The following is a 19212-nucleotide window of genomic DNA, read 5'->3' on the forward strand; positions in this document are numbered from 1 at the left end:
CGTTAGGTCACTGAAAACTTATCGAGATGAATAGCAATTCTAAAACCAAAAACATCGTCAACTGGGTGTTGCGCATTGTGCCGGCACTGATCATGTTGCAAACGCTTTATTTTAAATTCACCGGAGCAGAAGAATCCGTCTACATCTTTACGGAGATTGGTATGGAGCCTTGGGGTAGATACCTGGTTGGGGCTACCGAACTTGTGGCCGGCATATTATTACTGACAAGTTGGTATGGACTCGGGGCTTTAATTGGCATAGGAGCTATGTCGGGAGCTATTTTCTTCCACCTGACTAAACTGGGTATAGAGGTTCAGGGTGATGGGGGTTATCTGTTTGCTCTGGCTTTAATAGTCCTGGTGACATGTGCTTTGCTCGTTCTGACTAATTTTGAGGAGACAAAGACTAAAATATTATCCATAATTAAGAAATGATACTAGATCCAAATTCACTTCCTGTTCCAGAGTTACATGCCTATTTATTAGGTACTATCGGTCCAAGGCCAATTGCCTGGGCGAGTACAGTAGACAAAGAGGGGAATGTGAATTTGGCTCCTTACAGTTTTTTCAATGTGTTTGGCACTAAGCCGCCAACCCTTATTTTTTCACCAGCTATTCCAAGAGGAGGAAAGAGAAAAGACACCTTATTGAATGTGTTGGAAACCGAAGAGGTGGTGATCAATATTGTCAACTTTGACATTGTTGAACAGATGTCGCTGAGCAGTACAGCCTATCCAAAGGGAACCAATGAGTTTATCAAAGCGGGGCTCACGGAGCAGGCCTCTGTAAAGGTGAAGCCACCCAGAGTAGCTGAGGCTATCGCAGCATATGAATGCAGGGTAAAGCAGGTAGTTCATTTGGGAGAAGACCAGGGTGCCGGTAACCTGATCATTTGTGAGATTCTCTTGGGTCATGTGAAAGATGATATATTGGGTGAAGACGGAAAGCCCGACCCCAGAAAGGCAGATTTGGTAGCCAGAATGGGAGGCGATTGGTACTGTCGTGCCAATGGAGACGCCCTTTTTGAAATACCAAAACCCAATAGAAATTTAGGAATTGGAGTAGATCAGATTTCTGATGCAATCCGCAATAGTTCGGTGCTCACCGGCAACAATCTGGGGAGATTAGGAAATATTGAAAAATTGCCCGAAAATGAGGCCATACAAGCCTTTTCTTCAACTGATGAAATAGTTGCTTTACACGAACGTTTTTCGAATAATCAGGCTGAATATGTAAATGCATTACATAACTTAGCGCAGAATTATTTAGAAAATAATCAGCTTGAAGAGGCGTGGTTAACACTCCTTCAGGCACCTAAAAACTCTTAAAATGAAAAAACTCGTTATGATCTGTTTGCTGATGACCATCGCATTTGGTGCATCAGCTCAATTCTCTCTTGGTCCGAGGGTAACTTTGGTTAATTCCAAGCTTAGTTTAAAAGACGCAGCCACCAGTGTACAGGAAGGTGATGCAGAGTTCGGATATCAGTTTGGTATCTTCATGAGGGCTAAAGTACCTGTAATAGGGCTATATGTTCAACCTGAGATTTTGTTCAGCAAAGCTGAATCTACCTTGAGTCTGAATAATCAGGATGTTAGCTTCGAATTCAACAAAATTGATGTGCCGATTATGATTGGTGGTAAAATTGGTCCACTGAGATTGAATGCAGGCCCGTCTTTAAGTTTCCTGACGGATGCCTCCAGATCTGATGTAGCTGGCGATATCAAAGACAACTATAAGAATACGACAGTTGGATATCAGGCCGGTGTTGGAATCGATATTCTCAAGTTTGTGATCGATGTAAAATATGAAGGAAGCCTGAGTCAGTTTGGTGAATCAGTATCTGTTGGTGGAACCACCGTGAATACAGATCAGAGAACCTCTCAGTGGGTTTTCGCGCTGGGCTTTAAGTTGTTCTAAGTATTTGACATCAAGATATTTGAAAGCCCCGGGTTGTGACTCGGGGCTTTTTCATTTTATGAATATTTCCTTTATTATGCTTACCAAAATGAAATATGATGAAGAGAATATTCTTGCTACTACTCTGCTGTGGAGTGTTTAATACTATGATGGCTCAGAATGGAGCTTTTGGTCCGAGAGTGAGTCTGCTATCCAACGAGTTGTCTGTTTCTGACAATGTGAATAATGTAAGTTCAGGAGATGCCGAGTTTGGCTACCAGTTTGGAGTTTTTGCCAGGCTTGGTTTAGGGAAGTCTTTTATGCTTATGCCAGAGGTGCTCTTTTCTGATACTCAGGCAACCATCACATCCAATAATACCCGGGCCGATTTGGATTTCAACCAGATCAATGTTCCTGTCAACTTTGGTATTAAAATACTGTTCTTAAGAGTGCAGGCAGGTCCTTCATTCAACTTCCTCACTAAAGCTGAAAGTGACATCAATGGGACTATTCAAGATGTTAAGGATAACTATAAAAGTGCTACCGTAGGTTATCAGGTGGGAGTTGGAATGGATTTACTCAACTTCCTTGCCCTTGACTTAAAGTATGATGGTGCTTTGTCAGATATCAATGAGGGTGGAGCCGGAGGTTTCAGTGCAGATCAACGACAGAAGATGCTGGTTTTCGCTGTGGGGATTAAGTTGATTAGCGGAAAGAATAAAGACAAATAAGATGAGATTAACACAAAGAATAGGGTTGATTATGGCCCTATCAGGCTTTGTTGGATTGAATGCCCAGGCCTGGCAAAATGATGAAGAACTTGGTGTGTTGGCCATTGGCTATGTGGTGTCCGATATTGAGGCTTCAGAGAAGTTTTACACTGAAATAGTGGGAATGGTTCCTGCGGGTCAGTTTAGGCTTGACGAACAGTGGAGTAAAGAAGCTGGAGCGGCTAACAATAAGCCTTTTACAGTGAAAATGTTCAAAATGAAGGACCGTCCTTCAGCCACTATTCTGAAGTTGGCTTACTTCGACAAAACCAAAAAGCAGAAAGGCAAGAAAGGTATAGATGTGAGCTCAGGGGTTAATTATCTCACCTTTAGCTACCAAAGCCTTACTCCGGTGTTGGAACGCATTGAAAAGGCCGGAATTGAAATAGTAGGAGATGTAAAGCGAGACAACTATCGGATTATATTCATCAGAGACCCTGATGGCACCTATGTCGAGCTGATTGAAAGAGCAGGATAAAGAAAAAGGAAGCTTAAATGGCTTCCTTTCTTTTTTTGTTGGCTTTTTTAGTCGCTTCCACATTTTTATCAATGCGGTGACCGGGTCTGCTCCATTTTGCTTTTTCTCCTTCGGCTTCTGTCATCGCATCAGGTGATAGTGGTGTTGGTTTCGTTCCTTTTGCATAAGGTTTCATAGGGTTGATACCCAGTATTTTGAAGAGCTCCATGTCTTCGTTCACATCCGGATTAGGTGTGGTGAGCAGTTTGTCTCCTGCAAAGATAGACCCTGCACCGGCCAGGAAGCAAAATGCCTGACCTTCTTTACTCATTTCAGTTCTTCCTGCAGAAAGTCTTACCGTAGTCGATGGCAATACAATTCTGGTAGTGGCTACCATTCTGATCATATCCCAGATAGGTACTACTTCCTGCTCTTCCAGAGGAGTACCTTCTACAGAGACTAATGCATTGATGGGTACCGATTCCGGATGAGGGCTCAAGGATGACAAGGCAACCAGCATGCCGGCTCTGTCTTCAATAGCTTCTCCCATTCCAATAATTCCACCACTGCATACGGTTACGTTCGTTTTTCTAACGTTCTTCAGTGTTTCCAAACGATCTTCCCAACCTCTGGTGGAGATGATTTCTTTATAGTATTCTTCAGAAGAATCAAGGTTATGGTTATAGGCATAAAGACCAGCTTCAGCGAGTCTCTGGGCCTGATTTTCAGTAAGCATACCCAACGTACAACATACTTCCATGTCCAGAGAGTTGATGGTACGTACCATATCCAGTACCTGATCGAACTCAGGTCCGTCTTCCACATTTCTCCAGGCGGCTCCCATACAAACACGGGAAGAACCAGAAGACTTGGCTCTCAGTGCCTGTGCCTTTACCTGTTCTACAGACATTAAATCATTAGTGTCTATATCGGTGTGATATCGGGCAGCCTGCGGACAGTATGCACAGTCTTCAGGACATCCACCGGTTTTGATGGATAACAGGGTACTTACTTGTACTTCATTAGGGTTATGGAATTGGCGATGTATAGTTGCGGCCTCATAGACCAGGTCTAATAGTGGTCTGTTATAGATTTCAAGAATTTCCTCTTTCGTCCAGTCGTGTCTTAGTTCACTCATGCATTCTTGCTTATGAGATGGCAAAATAGTCAGGTGGGCCCTCAACTCCAATAACAAACCCTATATTTGCAGCCATGACTGGCATCTATTTACTACTGGGAACAAACATAGGTAACAGATTCAAGCACTTGGAGCGGGCAAGAGAGATGCTTGTTTCCAATGGAATAACCATCAGGCGCGAGTCAAGTGTGTATGAGACCGCGGCATGGGGTAAAGAAGATCAACAAGCTTTTCTTAATCAGGTAGTAGAAATAGAAACTGTTAAGTCGCCCCAAAGAATACTCTTTATCTGTAATATGATAGAGAAGGAAATGGGAAGAGTAAGGTATGAAAAATGGGGAGAAAGACTGATTGATATTGATGTGCTCTACTTTGGCGATATGGTTTTTCAGGAAGATAATCTGGTTTTGCCCCATCCAGAAATTCAAAACAGGAGATTTACCCTGGTGCCTTTGGTTGAACTGACGCCCGACTTTCTTCACCCTACTTTACAGAAGAAGCAGTCTGAATTATTGGACGAATGTCCTGACCGACTTGAGGTCAGTCTTTACGAACCTTCGGAAGCGTAGTGGCCTGATCTTTGACAACCAGGCCAGGCTAGCTTGCAATATTATATATGTTCGATGCTTTTCGCAGCATTAATGAAAGAGGCCATATAAATCTTCATTTATTGGAGATAAATACCAGGCTCTTAGTTCAGCTCATTTGTTAGTACTGATGGAAGGCATCAGAAACAAACTTTAATACAACAGGTAGGGATTCTCTCCAATAAGTCCAGGTATGACCGCCCTGTCTTACTCTGTATTCATGGTTGATCTCTTTCTTGCGCATCGCAATATGAACCAGACTGTTGCCCTCATAAAGAAAATCATCATCTCCGCAATCGATAAACCAACGAATAGAGTTCAAAGCTTTGGCATCTACATCTTCAATAAGGGATAGGGCGTTATGCTTTCTGAAATAGCTTTCTATTTCGGCATCAGAACCCTTCTGATTCATTCTTTGAGCCTGCTGTTTAAATTGGTCTAAAGACAGTGGCCCTATATAGGCACTCAGTGGAGCGGCAGATGAGAATAATTCAGGGTGATGCATTGCATACATAAAGGTTCCTCCACCTCCCATAGAAAGACCTGATATAGCCCGGAACCGTTTTTCTTTCTTAATCCTGTAAGTGCTTTCTACATGGGGCATTAATTCCTCAAAGAAGAAATCTTCATACTTCCAGGCATTATCAAGACTATTAAAGTAACCTCTCTGACCTGTGTTGGCATCAGGCATAACAATGATCATCGGGGTTGCCGTACCGTCTTTAATGGCTTGATCAGTAATCCGTAAAACTTCTCCAAACTGTACCCAGCCGGTTTGATCATCGCCAGCACCATGTAGCAGGTATAAGACCGGATAACTTCGCTCGGAAGTCTCATAGTCAGGTGGTAAATAGATAGCGAACTTCCTGTCCATTTTAAGGATTTCGCTTTTAACCGAAAGGTTATCGTAGACTTTGCCGGTCTGTGCTGACAGACCAAGCGTCACAAGAGTGAATAAAATTATGAAGCGCGTTTTCATAGATAAGTGTTTGATTAAAGAGGAATTTCCTGAAAAGAAAATTCAATCACAATAGGCATGTTATGAATGGAATGTCATCAAATAAAAAAGACGTTAGGGTCAACTCACCCCAACGTCTTTCTTATAATAATCAGGCAGTTATTAAATACTGTCTACTTCAGCTTCTCTGTGAATTTTCTTCACAAGGCCTTGCAATACTTTTCCGGGACCTGATTCAATAAAGTGAGTGGCTCCGTCTGCCACCATGGCTTGTACAGACTGGGTCCATCTTACCGGTGCAGTAAGCTGAATTTTAAGGTTCTCTTTGATTTCGTTCAGGTCAGTAGAAGCTTTAGCTGTTACGTTCTGGTAAATCGGACATACCCCTTGACTGAAAACGGTAGAATCAATTGCCTTTTCCAGCTCCTCCCTGGCGGGTTCCATCAATGGAGAGTGGAATGCTCCACCCACCGGTAATGGAAGAGCTCTTTTGGCACCAGCTGCTTTTGCTGCTTCACAGGCCAGCTCAATACCTTTATGTGACCCCGAAATAACCAGCTGGCCGGGACAGTTATAATTAGCTGCAACAACTACCTCGTCAATATCGTCACAGATTTTTTCTACTACTTCATCTTCTAGACCGAGAATAGCAGCCATAGTTGATGGGTTAATCTCACAGGCTTTTTGCATGGCAAGAGCACGTTGAGACACCAGTTTCAAACCATCTTCAAAAGACAATACTCCACTGGCCACCAAGGCAGAAAATTCTCCCAGGGAATGGCCGGCCACCATATCAGGTTGAAAATTGTTGCTGATTTTCGCCAAAACAACTGAGTGTAGGAATATGGCTGGTTGGGTTACCTTAGTTTGTTTCAGTTCTTCGTCAGTTCCATTGAACATGATATCGGTGATTCTAAAACCAAGAATCTCATTGGCCGACTCCAGTAACTGTTTAGCTTCTTCTGAAGAATCGTATAAGTCTTTGGCCATGCCCGGAAACTGAGCTCCCTGACCAGGGAAAACATATGCTTTCATAAAGTTGATTTGTTTATGTAGATCAAATGAAGTGTAAGGTTATCATTAACTGATACATACCTTACACTCCATCAAGTGATATTGTTCAGGCAGCAAAATTAATCATAAATCGTTAGGCCTCAACGAAGCGGGCCCGAAGTTCCGGAGTAGGCATTCTGCAGCTATCTCTTTTTCCCCACCATCTATAGCGGTTTTTGGCTATGATATCATAAACGGCATGCCTGATGAAAGGGGGGATGATCATAAAGACATAAAGTAAAGGATAAAGGCCATTCAATTTTTTAGCAATTCGCAAGGCAGCAGAGCTCTTCTTATAAACCTTTCCACCCGATAATAGCACAAGACTGTCGAATTCCGCTTGATTGTATCCAAGCTCCTCAAGCTTCTGTTGGCCAAAATCTGATTGCAAGGCAGCGAATTTGAAGTGACCATTGGGATCATGGTCAATAATGAAGTTGACGGAGCTGTTGCATAGGTTGCAAACCCCGTCAAACAGTAATACATCTTGGTCCACTATCGAATTATTTTCACCCAATTTTTAAACTCCTGTGTTTCGTTTGACTTATCCAGTACATCAAATGTAACAGTTGCAATGAAATAGTAAGTTCCACTTGGGAGGAGCACTCCGTTTGAATCGGTACCATTCCAGTCGATGAAATAGTTAGGCTCGGTTACCTCATTGGTGCTGTAGCTGTAAATCTCAGTTCCACCCCAACGATCATAAACCTTAAATACAACCGATTTAACAAATCGTGGACACTTACCATTAGGTTGGTCAAATGCCCTGAATGTATCGTTGATGCCATCATTATTAGGGGTGAAGGTATTAGGAAGTTCATAGTAAGGACAATTGTCAAAACAAATGGCTGAGCTAAGCTCACTTTCATTGTTGCTTCTATCTACAGCAGATACTTTATAACATCCCTTTATGGATGCCAGACCAGTATGCATAAATGAGGTTTGCTGGCTTGTGCCGATCAACTGATAGTCTGCTTCTGCTCCAGTGGGAGAGAAATAGATATTGTATTTGGCAATATCATCATCCGCATCATCAACAGTCCAATTGATGGTGTTGGTGAAGTTGGCGAATGAACATGGTTCAATAGCCAAACGATCACAATTGTCACTATCTAATACCAGTAAGTCACCATCTGGTCCTTCAATAACATCAGTGCCTGTGTCCGGATCAATGTCAATGTCTGGTTGTTCAGGGGCTTTTTCGTCATTTGGCTGAACACACAATTTCTGTGAATCATTAATTAATGGTGACTCAATCTTGTCATTTCCATAGCTTCCTCGTGTTGTCACGAAGTAGCAGTACTCACGATCGTCAAGCAGTTCTATTCCATTAAAGCTGCCATCATCATAGTAGGTAAGGCCTTCGCTCGTTACCAATGCACTATCGATCAGTACAAAAGTGTCTACATCTTCTGCTGCGGCATCTGTCCTGTTTCTATAAATTAAATGATAAGGGCTGCTTTGTACCTGAATAGACCATGGAACATCTGCAGACCAGTTAAGCTCCACTGCTTTGATTCTGCCTAAAGCCTCGAGTCGAACTGATGAAGCGGTGGCTGAGCTGTCAATCAGGTTATTTCCGGCATCATAGAATCTGACCTGATAATGATAGGGCAGGTCCATCGTGTTCAAACCTGTGTCAGTAAAGACAGTGTCTTGAGTATTGGTCAATAAGGTCCTTCCTGCCGAACCGTTAAACCCTGTATATCTGATTAGTTCATAAGTGTATGGTGGCGGGAAAAGAACAGGGTCTATCTCCAGCGGTGATGTCCATCTCACAAAGATTTCACCATTCGTTTCGTCTGTATCGTTGACTGATACATTGGTGATGGCTGGCACATCTAGTGGTATCAATACGCAAACTTCAACTGAGGCATAGCTGGTGCCTCCTGAAGGAAGTGGAAATTCTGCTACAAGTCGGTAGCAATAGTTGACACCTGGTCTCAAACCATTTTCGTCAATATATGAGGTTTCTGTCGCGTCTACTTCGTCAATCAATTCATAACCTGAATTAGCAGGGATGCCAACATTACAGTTTTCAGGGGTAAAGTCGAAGCTTTCTACTCTTCTGTAGATTTGGATTTTCGGATTCAGGTTGGCTGCAACATAGTTGTCCCAGTCTAACTGAATCGACTGTCCAGTTAAAATTGATGCTGACAGGCCAGTAGGGGCCGGGGCCACTACTGTAATATTCCAGCTTTTGAAATCTGTTAGGTTGGGTGCCAGTGGGTCGGAAGGTTCATCGGTTACTTTGAACTGCACCTCAAAAGGCCTTGATCTGATGTGTGAGAAATTGGTTTGCCAGCTGAAAAGGTGTTCTGATGGCTGAGCTCTGAATTCCCTTTCTTCATCCATGCCAGGCAGGTTAAAGAATCTGGCAGGAGAAGTATTGACTGCGAATGGTCCACCGAATGCTTCTACAAGCACCGGGTTATTGTCCGGGTCTGTTCCTGTAACCAGGGCTTCGAGTAGAGTGCCTGCTTCTATGCAGGTATCTTGAGGGACTTCAAGCAAAGGTCTTTCATTGTCGCAGTCTTCCACGATAATCTGCATATCACGGGTTACATAGCCAAGGAGCTCATAACGCTCGGTAAATGCAGAGTATCTCCATTCCTCCACAATGAAGGCTACGTTGTATTCACCGGCAAACTGAGGTGCATCCCAGGTAAGGTTACCTGTTACCGGGTCGATGTCAAACCTCGCAGGGCTACCACCATCTTCACGGAAATTAGAAATAGTTGGGTCATTCAAAGGAAGATATGGAACCACTTCGGTACCTCTGTCTTGCAGGGGAACAACAAGCTTGTAAGCCAGGCTATCACCATCAGGATCAAAAGCTCCGGGATTGTGAATAAAGGTTGAACCCACACAGGCTCTGTCGATAGGAGGGATAGTCAACTGAGGTGTTCCGTTTACATCCAATCCCGGGTCAATTCTGATAACAGTTTCAATATGGAAAGGGATGTCTTCTGAACTCGCTCCACCCAGGTTAATGATATTAGCATTTCTGTTCAATTCAGTGTAGCTGACAACGTAAACACCGGGTCCGTCAAAGGTATGTTCCCATTGAATAAAAATCCTTTCGGTATTATTGCCCACATTGGTAGCCTCAAATCGTCCATTTACTGAAGCCGATTCGAGAGCTGGCTTACCGTCTAATATTCTTCCCTGGCCAAAATTCAAAATACCCCCATCGCCAACTTGAACTGGTGATTCAGTGTCTCTGTAAATAATCAGAGTAAACCTGTATCTTAAACTGGATTGAGAAATTCGGACAGCAGTCAATTCTCCGGCCCTAATATGGGTTGCCCAGGCTTCAACAGCGGCAAAAAGGGAGAGTAGGGTAAGAAGTATAAGTTTTCGCAGCATTTCTCCTACAGGGATACCTTTGGGTTAAACGTTTAGTTTTTAATTGTCTTATGACTTAACACCACAATCTTTCAAAGGGTTGTATTTCGGTCATAAGTTAGTGCCAATTTAACAGGTCACCATCTTATCTCATTATTTTTAACCAATTCCTGATCTCCATTGATTGATTATCAGGATTAATCTGGTCGAAATGAATAGTGGCTTTATAGTAATAGACACCTGAAGGCAAATTGACCCCATTCTTGTCTGTACCTGGCCAGTCTATTAACACATTATTTTCGAGGTCGTTCAATGAACTGAAACGATAAAGCTCATTTCCTCCCCAGCGATCATAAACGCTAAAAGTCACCGACTTGACAAATCTCGAACATCTGCCTACTGTACTGAATGCCTGGAAGGTATCATTTTTGCCATCTCCGTTTGGGGTAAAGGTATTCGGTAGCTCGTAATAGGGACAATTGTCGAAACAAAGCGTTTGGCTGTAGGTGCTTTCCTGATTGGAAATGTCATAGGAGGTGACCTTGTAGCAACCTTTTATCTCTTCGAGATTATCATGAATGAACTCCATCTCTGTTGTGCTTCCAATTAGCTCATAGTCATTGGCTTCACCAGTATTTGAATAGTAGACATTGAATCCTTTGACTGAATTATTCGGATCATCAACAATCCATTCAATTCTGTTCGTATACAAGCCAATCGAACAGCCGGAGAAATTAGAGTCGCATATGGGGTTGCTTGCCATGGTTACATTATCACCATGTAGTCTAAGCGTGTAGGAGTCTCCTTCTACGATAATGTCCGGTGCCGGAGGAGGAGGTTCAGGTAATGGTATGGCACAGAAAACCTGAGAGCTATTTAATAGCGGTGATATAATTTCAGGAATGCCATAGCTTCCGGTTGTGATAACATAATAGCAATAGTCGCGATCACTCCTCAACTGATGATTTCCAAACTCACCATTATCTGTAAAGTTGAAGCCGCTAACGGTGACATCTACACTATCGATTAAAACAAAATTGTCTGCTTCACTGGCATTTGCATCAGTACGATTCCGATAAATGTAGTGATAAGGAAAGGCGGAGGTATTGTTAGACCAGGGCACATCTGCTTCCCAGTTTAAATTGATTCGACTGATGGCACTTACTCCGTTAGTCCTCACGTTCGAGGCTGAAATACTTGTGTCGGCATTGATGCCATTGTTGTCGGTGGTAATCAGTAAGTAATAGTAATCTTTTTCCGAAGTATTGAGGGCCCGGTCTTGATAAGTAGTGTCAGTGGTTTGGTCAACGAACGTCCATTCATTCAATGGTTGATCAGGATTTTCTGACCTGAGTATTTGATAAGTATAAGGTTCAGGGTGCTCTGTCGAATTGAGGGCAAGTGGTGTGGTCCACTTTAAGTCCATCAGGCCATTATTATTATCTGTTAAGGCCACAGAAACATTAGTAATGGCTGGGCCTTCAGGTGGTATATAGCTACAACTTTCATCGCTGGCAAAGCTGGTTCCACCTCTTGGAGAAGGGAAATTGGCAACAAGCCTATAGCAGTATTGGACCCCCGGCAGTATATCAGAATTGTCGAGGTAAGAAGTGGATGAGCCGGGTAGTTCAATCAACTTTTCATAACCAGCACCACCAGGTATTCCTCCGGTACATTCATCAAAAGGGATGTCTGTACTACCTATTTTACGATAGATTGAGATAGTGGCACCATAATCAGCACCTCCGTATGCTTGCCAGTTCAGATGAATGGAATTAAGTGATTCGATTTCTGTAGTCAGGTTTTTCGGTGCCGGAGCCATAATTTTAACCTGCCAGCTTTCAAAGTCAATCAATGAAGGTTCAGATGGGTCGAATTGAACATCAGAGACTTTGAAGACAATGTTGTAAGGTTGATCTCTGACATGGCTGAAGTTTGTTCTCCACCTAAATAGGTTGTCGGCTGGTTGGTTTCTAAAGACAGTATTTTTACTGCTGTCCGGGAGGTTAATGTATTCAGCTGGAGAATTGTCCACCTCAAATGGACCTCCAAAAGCTTCCATTAAAACCAAATCTTCATTAGGGTCTCGACCAGTAATGATCTCTTCCAAAACAGTACCCGCTTCAACACATACTTCCTCCGGTACCGACAGGGTAGGTCGCTCATCTGAACAGTCCTGGACAATGATTTGCATATCACGTGTCACATAACCCAATAGAAAGTAATCACCATCCTCGTTTTTTCTCCACTCTTCAATTAAAAAGGCTACAGTATATTCCCCAAGAAACTCCGGTGCATCCCAGGTAAGTAAACCTGTGGTTGCGTTAATGTGAAATTCTGCAGGTCCGTTTTTTAATTCGTTAGTGCTCGAAATGGACGGGTCATCTAATGGCAGGTATTCAGCAATGTCTTGGTTGACTCCGTCTTTGGGTGGTATAATTCTAAAGGATAGGCTGTCACCATCTACATCGAAAGCTCCGGGAATATGAACAAATCTTGCATTCAGACAGGCACCATCCAGGGGTGGGATGGTAAGTTCAGGACTACTGTTGATCAACGAGTAAGATACCGTTAACTGGGTTTCCACATAGAAGGGGTATCCGTCAGAAAGAACACCGCCTAAATTGATAATACCGCCATTTCTATTCCCTTCAATATAAGAGATGGTAAAAGTGCCTTCGGTTTTATAGGTGTAGTCGAATTCGTAAATAACTACAGAAGTATTTTGCCCAACGTTTCTCTCTATGCCGCCTCTGATTGAAGCCTGGCTTAGTGCCGTTGGGCTCCCTCCAATAACATACCCATCCCCCATGAATAGAACGCCTGATACTTCTACGGGCGATTCAGTGTCTCTGTAGATCACGAGTCTTACTCTATACCTCAGACTGGTTTCGGAAATTCTTCTGGCTGTTATCTCTCCTGCCCTAATGTGGGTAGCCTGTAGTTCTACGGTCAGACTACAGACAAAAATGAGAATAAGAAGAATATATCGTGTCACGAATATTAAAGGTGTTCAAACAACTAAACGCATAAAAAAACAAAAGGAATATTCTTAAACAATCAATAATCACAGGGTGTTAGCCGCTTGTATTCTTATTTAGAATTGTTCCAAGCTAATTTGCTTTTGTTTGCTAACGTTTGAACAGTAATTTTGGTCAGAATTTTAACCATTGAAATTAAATGAGTTGGGTAAAAAATACCTTCAGTAGTTCGGTGGGAAGAAAGTTTGCGATGGCACTTTCAGCCCTGTTTCTGATGCTTTTCCTCCTGCAACACTTCACAATCAACTTCACTTCGGTTATCAGTGCCGATGTCTTCAATGAGATATCACACTTTATGGGAACAAATGCAGTGGTACAATTTGTACTTCAGCCTGTACTCATCTTTGCCGTGGTGTATCATTTTGTGATGGGTTTTGCATTGGAGATTAAGAACAGAAATTCCAGAGAGATTAAGTATGCCATGAATAAAGGGCAGGCTAATTCTACCTGGTTTTCAAGGAATATGATTATTTCCGGTGCAGTTATTCTGGCTTTCCTGGCGCTTCACTTCTATGATTTCTGGATTCCCGAAATCAATACTAAGTACATCCAGGGAGACATGTCTGGCCTTTTGGCTAATGGAGATTTGAGGTATTATGAAGAAATGGTTGAGAAGTTCCATGATCCTGTGAGAGTAGGCCTTTATGTGCTGTCGTTTGTGTTGCTTTCTATGCACCTAATGCACGGATTTCAGTCGGCATTTCAATCGATGGGTGCCAGACATCCCAAATATACTCCGGGTATCAAAAAGCTTGGAAATATCTATGCGATACTAATCCCTGCCGGATTCATCTTTATCGCTTTATATCATCATTTAACTTCACACTAAGTAAGGAAGAATGACAAAACTAGATTCAAAAATTCCTGGAGGTCCAATTGCTGAAAAGTGGACCAACCATAAAAATAACATCAGACTGGTAAACCCTGCCAATAAGCGACTGATCGATGTGATCGTTGTGGGTACTGGTCTTGCCGGAGGTTCTGCTTCAGCTACTCTAGCAGAACTAGGCTACAATGTGAAGGCTTTCTGTTATCAGGATTCTCCTAGAAGGGCACACTCAATTGCAGCTCAGGGTGGAATCAACGCGGCCAAGAATTATCAGGGTGATGGAGATTCTACTTACAGACTGTTCTATGACACGGTCAAAGGGGGAGATTACAGATCCAGAGAAGCCAATGTTTACCGCCTGGCTGAAGTATCGACTAATATCATCGATCAATGTGTGGCTCAGGGAGTTCCTTTTGCCAGAGACTATGGTGGGTTGCTCGATAACCGTTCCTTCGGTGGTGTACAGGTTTCAAGAACATTTTATGCGAAAGGCCAAACAGGTCAGCAACTCCTATTGGGGTGTTACTCTGCCATGTCGAGACAGATTGGTAAGGGTAAGATCAAAATGTACAACAGACATGAGATGCTCGATCTCGTGATTGTGGATGGTAAAGCCAGAGGTATTATTGCCAGAAATCTGGTAACAGGAGAAATCGAAAGACATTCAGCGCATGCGGTTGTGATTGCGTCTGGTGGATATGGGAACGTATTCTTCCTTTCAACCAACGCCATGGGATCAAATGTTTCTGCAGGATGGAAGGTGCATAAAAAGGGAGCATTCTTCGCTAACCCTTGCTATACTCAGATTCACCCGACTTGTATTCCTCAACATGGTGATCAGCAGTCTAAATTGACCCTCATGTCTGAGTCATTGAGAAATGACGGTAGAATATGGGTGCCGAAAAAGAAAGAAGATGCAGAGGCGATCAGAGCAGGAAAACTGAAGCCAACTGAAATAAAAGAAGAAGATAGAGATTACTACCTCGAAAGAAGATATCCTTCATTCGGTAACCTTGTGCCAAGAGATGTGGCATCGAGAGCTGCCAAAGAAAGATGTGATGCAGGATATGGAGTCGGAACCAATGAAACAGGTGAAGCCGTATTCCTCGATTTCTCTTCAGCCATCATGAGATATGGTCAGGAAGAGGCGAATGTCAAAGGATATCACAATGCTACGGAATCGCAGATTCGAGACCTTGGAGAGCAGGTGGTAGAGAAGAAGTATGGTAACCTTTTCCAGATGTATGAGAAGATTACAGCTGATAATCCATACAAAACCCCAATGAAAATTTACCCGGCAGTACACTATACAATGGGTGGTGTTTGGGTTGATTATAACCTCATGACGACTATTCCAGGTTGTTATGCTATTGGAGAAGCGAACTTCTCAGATCACGGAGCCAACAGACTCGGAGCATCTGCTTTGATGCAAGGGTTGGCTGATGGTTATTTCGTATTGCCATATACCATTGGTGATTATCTGGCAGACGATATTCGTACCGGAGCGATCTCTACCGATTTACCGGAGTTTGAAGAGGCTGAAAAAGCAGTTCAGGAGAGAATAGACTTCTTTATGAATAATAAGGGATCTAAATCTGTTGATCATTTCCATAAAAGACTGGGTAAAGTGATGTGGAATAAGGTAGGAATGGCGAGGAACAAGCAAGGTCTGAATGAAGCCATTGAAGAAATCAAACAGATCAGAGAAGAATTCTGGAAAGAAGTGAAAGTACCTGGTTCCGCAGAAGGCATTAATCAGGAGCTTGAAAAGGCTGGTAGAGTGGCAGACTTCCTTGAGCTAGGAGAACTGTTTGCACGCGATGCTTTGTTGAGAGAAGAATCATGTGGTGGTCACTTCCGTGAGGAGCACAGTACTGAAGATGGTGAAGCCATGAGAGATGACGCCAACTTCACCTATGTTTCTGCATGGGAGTATAAAGGAGAACCATCTGAAGCAGAACTCCATAAGGAACCACTGGTTTATGAGAATATTGAGCTCAAAACGCGTTCCTACAAATAATTGATTTTAGAAATTAGATATTCGAAATATGTCAGCTAATAAAGGATTAAACCTTACGCTTAAAGTCTGGAGACAAAAAAGTCAAAAGGAAAAAGGTCAAATGGAGACCTATCAGGTGTCTGATATTTCTCCTGACAGCTCATTCCTTGAGATGATGGATATACTCAATGAGCAACTGATTGAAGAAGGTAAGGAACCTGTTGCTTTCGATCACGATTGTCGTGAAGGAATCTGCGGTAGCTGTTCCATGTATATCAATGGTGAAGCTCATGGGCCTGGCAGATCAATCACTACCTGTCAGTTGCATATGAGGGAATTTAAAGATGGAGATACCATCTATATTGAGCCATGGAGAGCCAAGGCATTCCCTGTGATCAAGGACCTTGTTGTAGACAGAAGTGCATTTGATAGAATTATGGCGGCTGGTGGATTCGTGAGTGTGAATACCTCAGGAAATACGCAGGATGCCAATGCTATTCCAATCGAAAAGCATAAGGCAGATGAAGCTTTCGATGCCGCTACTTGTATTGGTTGTGGAGCTTGCGTGGCTACCTGTAAGAATGCCTCTGCTATGCTATTTGTATCGGCCAAGGTATCTCAATTTGCCCTATTACCACAGGGACAAGTAGAAGCCAAGGAGCGTGTTCAGAATATGGTGAAAGTAATGGACGAAGAAGGCTTCGGAAATTGCTCCAACACTGGGGCATGCGAAGTGGAATGTCCTAAAGGCATTTCTCTGGATAACATTGCCAGAATGAACAGAGAGTATCTCAGTGCGAGTATTAAGGGAGAGTAACTCTCCTAACTTATAAAGGATCAAAAGCCTCCTGATGGGAGGCTTTTTTTATATATTCTTATTTAGTTCTTCTATTACACACAAAATAAAATCTCATGAAAAAAATAATGATTGTAGCTTGGCTTTTAGCTTCCGGTTCACTCTTTGCTCAAACCCTTTGGTCAACAAGTGGGTCAGATATTTATTATTCTAGTGGAAATGTTGGTTTAGGTATATCCAACCCGGATGACAGACTCCATCTCAATGGGAACCTGGGAATACCTTTCAATTTCCAGATGACTGATAGAGATTTTGATAGGACAATGTTAAAGACAGGGTGGAGTAGTGGAACTGGAGACTATTTGTACATCAAGCATGGAGGCAACAATACGGAGGCAGCGACTTATGGAATTAGAATAACAGATCAGTCCTCGGCATTTGAGGTAGGGAAAGATGATTTTAGTACATCACTTTTCTCGATTAGCAGATCTGGCAATGCAAGCATTCCCAATGGTCTGTTATCAGTACAAAGAGGTTCCGGTAATCAGGTCTTAATGGTTAATGGAGATAGCAATACTTTAATGGAGCTGTTTAATGATAGCGATAGGGGAAGACTAAGACTCTACAGAGCTGGGGGCAGTGCTTATGGTCAAATTATTCATGATGGAATAGACTTTACCTTGTCTACCACTGCCGGCTCGATCAAGTTGAGTAATAATACAATTGTAGATGGTAATCTCGAATCGAAAAAAGTAAAAGTTACCGCTATCCCAGGCTCAGTACCAGATTATGTGTTTGCAAAGGATTATGACTTGATGTCATTAAGTGAGATTGAAGAGTTTATAAGAACTAAATCTCACCTTCCGAATATTCCCGGTGCTCAGGAAATAGAATCCAAAGGGCAGGATGTGGGTGAATTACAACTAAAACTCTTAGAGAAAATAGAAGAGTTAACTCTGCATATGATTGAACAAAATAAGGAAATCATAAAGCTCAAAGAGAGGGTTGAGAGTCAGGACGAAGAGCTTCAAAGGCTTAAGAGAAAGGGATAGGAATAGGCCTCCGTTAGGAGGCTTTTTTTATTTCACTCCAAACACCCTGAAATCCAACCTGTCTTCTTCAACTTGTTCTTTGGTTTCAAAATGGATACCGGCAGAACTTACAAAGACCGATCTGCTTTGAGTGGATAGCGGAATATCCAGCTCATCTACCGGCAAGTCCAAAGTACTTAGCTGACCTGTAGTTTTATTGAGAACAATGAGGCTGGCCTTAGCTACTTCAGGAAACTCCTGATCTGAATTTTCTATCTTCTTTGCCCTGGTGGCTTCTATTAGTACTCTATATATCATCTGCCCGTCAGGACTTACAAACACATCTGCAAAATGCGGAGGTTGATCAATCTGACTCACATTCTGATATCCATTCTGGATTTGCTGGATCTGACTGGTCAGAAGCATGGAACGATAGTCGGCCAGCTCAATATTACTTTTACCCACATAGAACCTGTTGGTCAATTCGAAATCTTTGAAAACATAAACCGTGTCAGAAATGGGAGAGCCAGCATAAAGTAATTCACCCTCATAGTAATAGGAAATATCGAGAGGGCTCACCCAAGGGTCTTTTTTCTCCACCATTTCATTGATTTCCTCATAATTTGGAACAAAGAGGCGCTTTTCTAATAGCTTTTTGCTCTTAGAGTTATCGATAAGATCAATGCTGCCATAAGCATATGCTTTGATTTCCTTTTCGTCTTCTGTTTTAACCCATTGAGTTCCATAAATTTTATTCTCTTTGAAGTATGTTCCATTAGTGAATAGGATTGGGCAACAGGAAGGATCCATGGTGTTTTCTTTTTGAGGCATGCCCGCCTTATTCAAGACCTGTCCGTCACCATTGACCAGGTAATAGCCGAACCCGCCACTGTCTAGAAAGATAGAGTCCTTTGCCTGAAAGAACATACCAATATTGAAAAAGAGGTTTACCGCGTTAGGACCTTCACTTTCCAGTTTGATTTTGCGTGTTGGTTCTCCACTTTCATAATCGAACTCATAGATTCTGGAAGCAGGCCGATTGGCAAATGAAAGATATTCTTTACCATCGAATACATTCACTCTGAATCTGGAATTATAGTCAACGGCTGTTTCAGCATCGAGAGGAAAGCTCTTGGTTCCCTTGTCTACTATGGTTAGTGGTTCTAATGTTTCGGGTTCACCAACTTGATCCGATCCTTGATTGCTTTGACAGGAAAACAAAGATATTCCAAAAAAAGTAAGGAGGAGTGCATGCTGAATTCTTCTTATCATCAACTGTTTCTTTAGCTATAAATAATTAATAACTA

17 protein-coding genes are annotated in these 19212 nt (G+C 42.5%); 10 read left to right on the plus strand and 7 right to left on the minus strand.

Translation table 11 applies throughout. From position 1 onward, the window contains the following. Window positions 1-26: 26 nt before the first annotated feature. The 5 genes from ACOOEY_RS15050 (at window position 27) to ACOOEY_RS15070 (ending at window position 3146) form a co-directional block, all read left to right on the plus strand. On the plus strand, window positions 27-434 hold the full coding sequence (locus ACOOEY_RS15050) for a DoxX family protein (protein ID WP_420385549.1): 408 nt from the start codon (window positions 27-29) through the stop codon (window positions 432-434). Continuing rightward, window positions 431-1327: a flavin reductase family protein gene (locus ACOOEY_RS15055; RefSeq protein WP_420385550.1), complete on the plus strand. Its 897-nt coding sequence runs from the start codon at window positions 431-433 to the stop codon at window positions 1325-1327. The genes ACOOEY_RS15050 and ACOOEY_RS15055 overlap by 4 nt, the downstream gene beginning before the upstream one ends. A 1-nt stretch (window position 1328) precedes the next feature. Beyond that, the gene (locus ACOOEY_RS15060; RefSeq protein WP_420385551.1) at window positions 1329-1919 is read left to right on the plus strand and encodes an outer membrane beta-barrel protein; all 591 of its coding nucleotides are present in this window, start codon (window positions 1329-1331) and stop codon (window positions 1917-1919) included. Between the two features lie 95 nt (window positions 1920-2014). Continuing rightward, a complete protein-coding gene (locus ACOOEY_RS15065) occupies window positions 2015-2629 on the plus strand; it encodes a porin family protein (protein ID WP_420385552.1) in 615 nt (204 codons plus the stop codon). A gap of 1 nt (window position 2630) precedes the next feature. Next, window positions 2631-3146 carry a VOC family protein gene (locus ACOOEY_RS15070; protein ID WP_420385553.1) on the plus strand — a complete coding sequence of 172 codons (516 nt, stop codon included), beginning with the start codon at window positions 2631-2633 and terminating at the stop codon, window positions 3144-3146. A gap of 13 nt (window positions 3147-3159) precedes the next feature. On the opposite strand, the gene bioB is transcribed toward ACOOEY_RS15070, so the two are convergent. Continuing rightward, the gene (gene bioB / locus ACOOEY_RS15075; protein WP_420385554.1) at window positions 3160-4263 is read right to left on the minus strand and encodes a biotin synthase BioB; all 1104 of its coding nucleotides are present in this window, start codon (window positions 4261-4263) and stop codon (window positions 3160-3162) included. Between the two features lie 74 nt (window positions 4264-4337). Here bioB and folK point away from each other — a divergent pair, with 74 nt between their 5' ends. Further along, complete coding sequence (folK, locus tag ACOOEY_RS15080; protein ID WP_420385555.1) at window positions 4338-4832, plus strand: 2-amino-4-hydroxy-6-hydroxymethyldihydropteridine diphosphokinase; 495 nt, start codon at window positions 4338-4340, stop codon at window positions 4830-4832. Between the two features lie 139 nt (window positions 4833-4971). On the opposite strand, the gene ACOOEY_RS15085 is transcribed toward folK, so the two are convergent. From ACOOEY_RS15085 to ACOOEY_RS15105, 5 genes are all read right to left on the minus strand, one after another. Continuing rightward, on the minus strand, window positions 4972-5829 hold the full coding sequence (locus ACOOEY_RS15085) for an alpha/beta hydrolase (RefSeq protein WP_420385556.1): 858 nt from the start codon (window positions 5827-5829) through the stop codon (window positions 4972-4974). 141 nt (window positions 5830-5970) lie between these two features. Beyond that, on the minus strand, window positions 5971-6843 hold the full coding sequence (fabD, locus tag ACOOEY_RS15090) for an ACP S-malonyltransferase (RefSeq protein ID WP_420385557.1): 873 nt from the start codon (window positions 6841-6843) through the stop codon (window positions 5971-5973). A gap of 112 nt (window positions 6844-6955) precedes the next feature. Beyond that, on the minus strand, window positions 6956-7357 hold the full coding sequence (locus tag ACOOEY_RS15095; protein ID WP_420385558.1) for a thiol-disulfide oxidoreductase DCC family protein: 402 nt from the start codon (window positions 7355-7357) through the stop codon (window positions 6956-6958). Further along, window positions 7357-10230, minus strand: coding sequence for a gliding motility-associated C-terminal domain-containing protein (locus tag ACOOEY_RS15100; protein WP_420385559.1), 2874 nt, complete (start codon window positions 10228-10230; stop codon window positions 7357-7359). The genes ACOOEY_RS15095 and ACOOEY_RS15100 overlap by 1 nt, the downstream gene beginning before the upstream one ends. Window positions 10231-10354: 124 nt before the next feature. Next, window positions 10355-13207: a gliding motility-associated C-terminal domain-containing protein gene (locus ACOOEY_RS15105; RefSeq protein WP_420385560.1), complete on the minus strand. Its 2853-nt coding sequence runs from the start codon at window positions 13205-13207 to the stop codon at window positions 10355-10357. Between the two features lie 182 nt (window positions 13208-13389). Here ACOOEY_RS15105 and ACOOEY_RS15110 point away from each other — a divergent pair, with 182 nt between their 5' ends. From ACOOEY_RS15110 to ACOOEY_RS15125, 4 genes are all read left to right on the plus strand, one after another. Next, a complete protein-coding gene (locus ACOOEY_RS15110) occupies window positions 13390-14079 on the plus strand; it encodes a succinate dehydrogenase cytochrome b subunit (protein ID WP_420385561.1) in 690 nt (229 codons plus the stop codon). 10 nt (window positions 14080-14089) lie between these two features. Next, window positions 14090-16099 (plus strand): fumarate reductase/succinate dehydrogenase flavoprotein subunit, encoded by a 2010-nt coding sequence (locus ACOOEY_RS15115; RefSeq protein WP_420385562.1) that lies wholly within the window; start codon window positions 14090-14092, stop codon window positions 16097-16099. Between the two features lie 28 nt (window positions 16100-16127). After that, a complete protein-coding gene (locus ACOOEY_RS15120; RefSeq protein ID WP_420385563.1) occupies window positions 16128-16895 on the plus strand; it encodes a succinate dehydrogenase/fumarate reductase iron-sulfur subunit in 768 nt (255 codons plus the stop codon). A 95-nt stretch (window positions 16896-16990) separates the two neighbouring features. Then, entirely contained in the window at window positions 16991-17926 is a 936-nt protein-coding gene (locus ACOOEY_RS15125) for a hypothetical protein (RefSeq protein WP_420385564.1), read from the plus strand. A 27-nt stretch (window positions 17927-17953) separates the two neighbouring features. Here ACOOEY_RS15125 and ACOOEY_RS15130 read toward each other — a convergent pair whose 3' ends face one another. Next, complete coding sequence (locus ACOOEY_RS15130) at window positions 17954-19177, minus strand: DUF4221 family protein (RefSeq protein ID WP_420385565.1); 1224 nt, start codon at window positions 19175-19177, stop codon at window positions 17954-17956. Between the last annotated feature and the right edge of the window lie 35 nt (window positions 19178-19212).

Origin of the sequence: Roseivirga sp. (genome assembly GCF_965216855.1) — a bacterium.
Taxonomy (GTDB): Bacteria; Bacteroidota; Bacteroidia; order Cytophagales; family Cyclobacteriaceae; genus Roseivirga.

Excerpts from the sequence above, each read along its gene's own strand:
- ACOOEY_RS15050 (WP_420385549.1), top strand. The coding sequence starts at position 27 with ATGAATAGCAATTCTAAAACCAAAAACATCGTCAACTGGGTGTTGCGC.
- ACOOEY_RS15055 (WP_420385550.1), top strand. The coding sequence starts at position 431 with ATGATACTAGATCCAAATTCACTTCCTGTTCCAGAGTTACATGCCTAT.
- ACOOEY_RS15060 (WP_420385551.1), top strand. The coding sequence starts at position 1,329 with ATGAAAAAACTCGTTATGATCTGTTTGCTGATGACCATCGCATTTGGT.
- ACOOEY_RS15065 (WP_420385552.1), top strand. The coding sequence starts at position 2,015 with ATGATGAAGAGAATATTCTTGCTACTACTCTGCTGTGGAGTGTTTAAT.
- ACOOEY_RS15070 (WP_420385553.1), top strand. The coding sequence starts at position 2,631 with ATGAGATTAACACAAAGAATAGGGTTGATTATGGCCCTATCAGGCTTT.
- bioB (WP_420385554.1), bottom strand. The coding sequence starts at position 4,263 with ATGAGTGAACTAAGACACGACTGGACGAAAGAGGAAATTCTTGAAATC.
- folK (WP_420385555.1), top strand. The coding sequence starts at position 4,338 with ATGACTGGCATCTATTTACTACTGGGAACAAACATAGGTAACAGATTC.
- ACOOEY_RS15085 (WP_420385556.1), bottom strand. The coding sequence starts at position 5,829 with ATGAAAACGCGCTTCATAATTTTATTCACTCTTGTGACGCTTGGTCTG.
- fabD (WP_420385557.1), bottom strand. The coding sequence starts at position 6,843 with ATGAAAGCATATGTTTTCCCTGGTCAGGGAGCTCAGTTTCCGGGCATG.
- ACOOEY_RS15100 (WP_420385559.1), bottom strand. The coding sequence starts at position 10,230 with ATGCTGCGAAAACTTATACTTCTTACCCTACTCTCCCTTTTTGCCGCT.
- ACOOEY_RS15110 (WP_420385561.1), top strand. The coding sequence starts at position 13,390 with ATGAGTTGGGTAAAAAATACCTTCAGTAGTTCGGTGGGAAGAAAGTTT.
- ACOOEY_RS15115 (WP_420385562.1), top strand. The coding sequence starts at position 14,090 with ATGACAAAACTAGATTCAAAAATTCCTGGAGGTCCAATTGCTGAAAAG.
- ACOOEY_RS15120 (WP_420385563.1), top strand. The coding sequence starts at position 16,128 with ATGTCAGCTAATAAAGGATTAAACCTTACGCTTAAAGTCTGGAGACAA.
- ACOOEY_RS15125 (WP_420385564.1), top strand. The coding sequence starts at position 16,991 with ATGAAAAAAATAATGATTGTAGCTTGGCTTTTAGCTTCCGGTTCACTC.
- ACOOEY_RS15130 (WP_420385565.1), bottom strand. The coding sequence starts at position 19,177 with ATGATAAGAAGAATTCAGCATGCACTCCTCCTTACTTTTTTTGGAATA.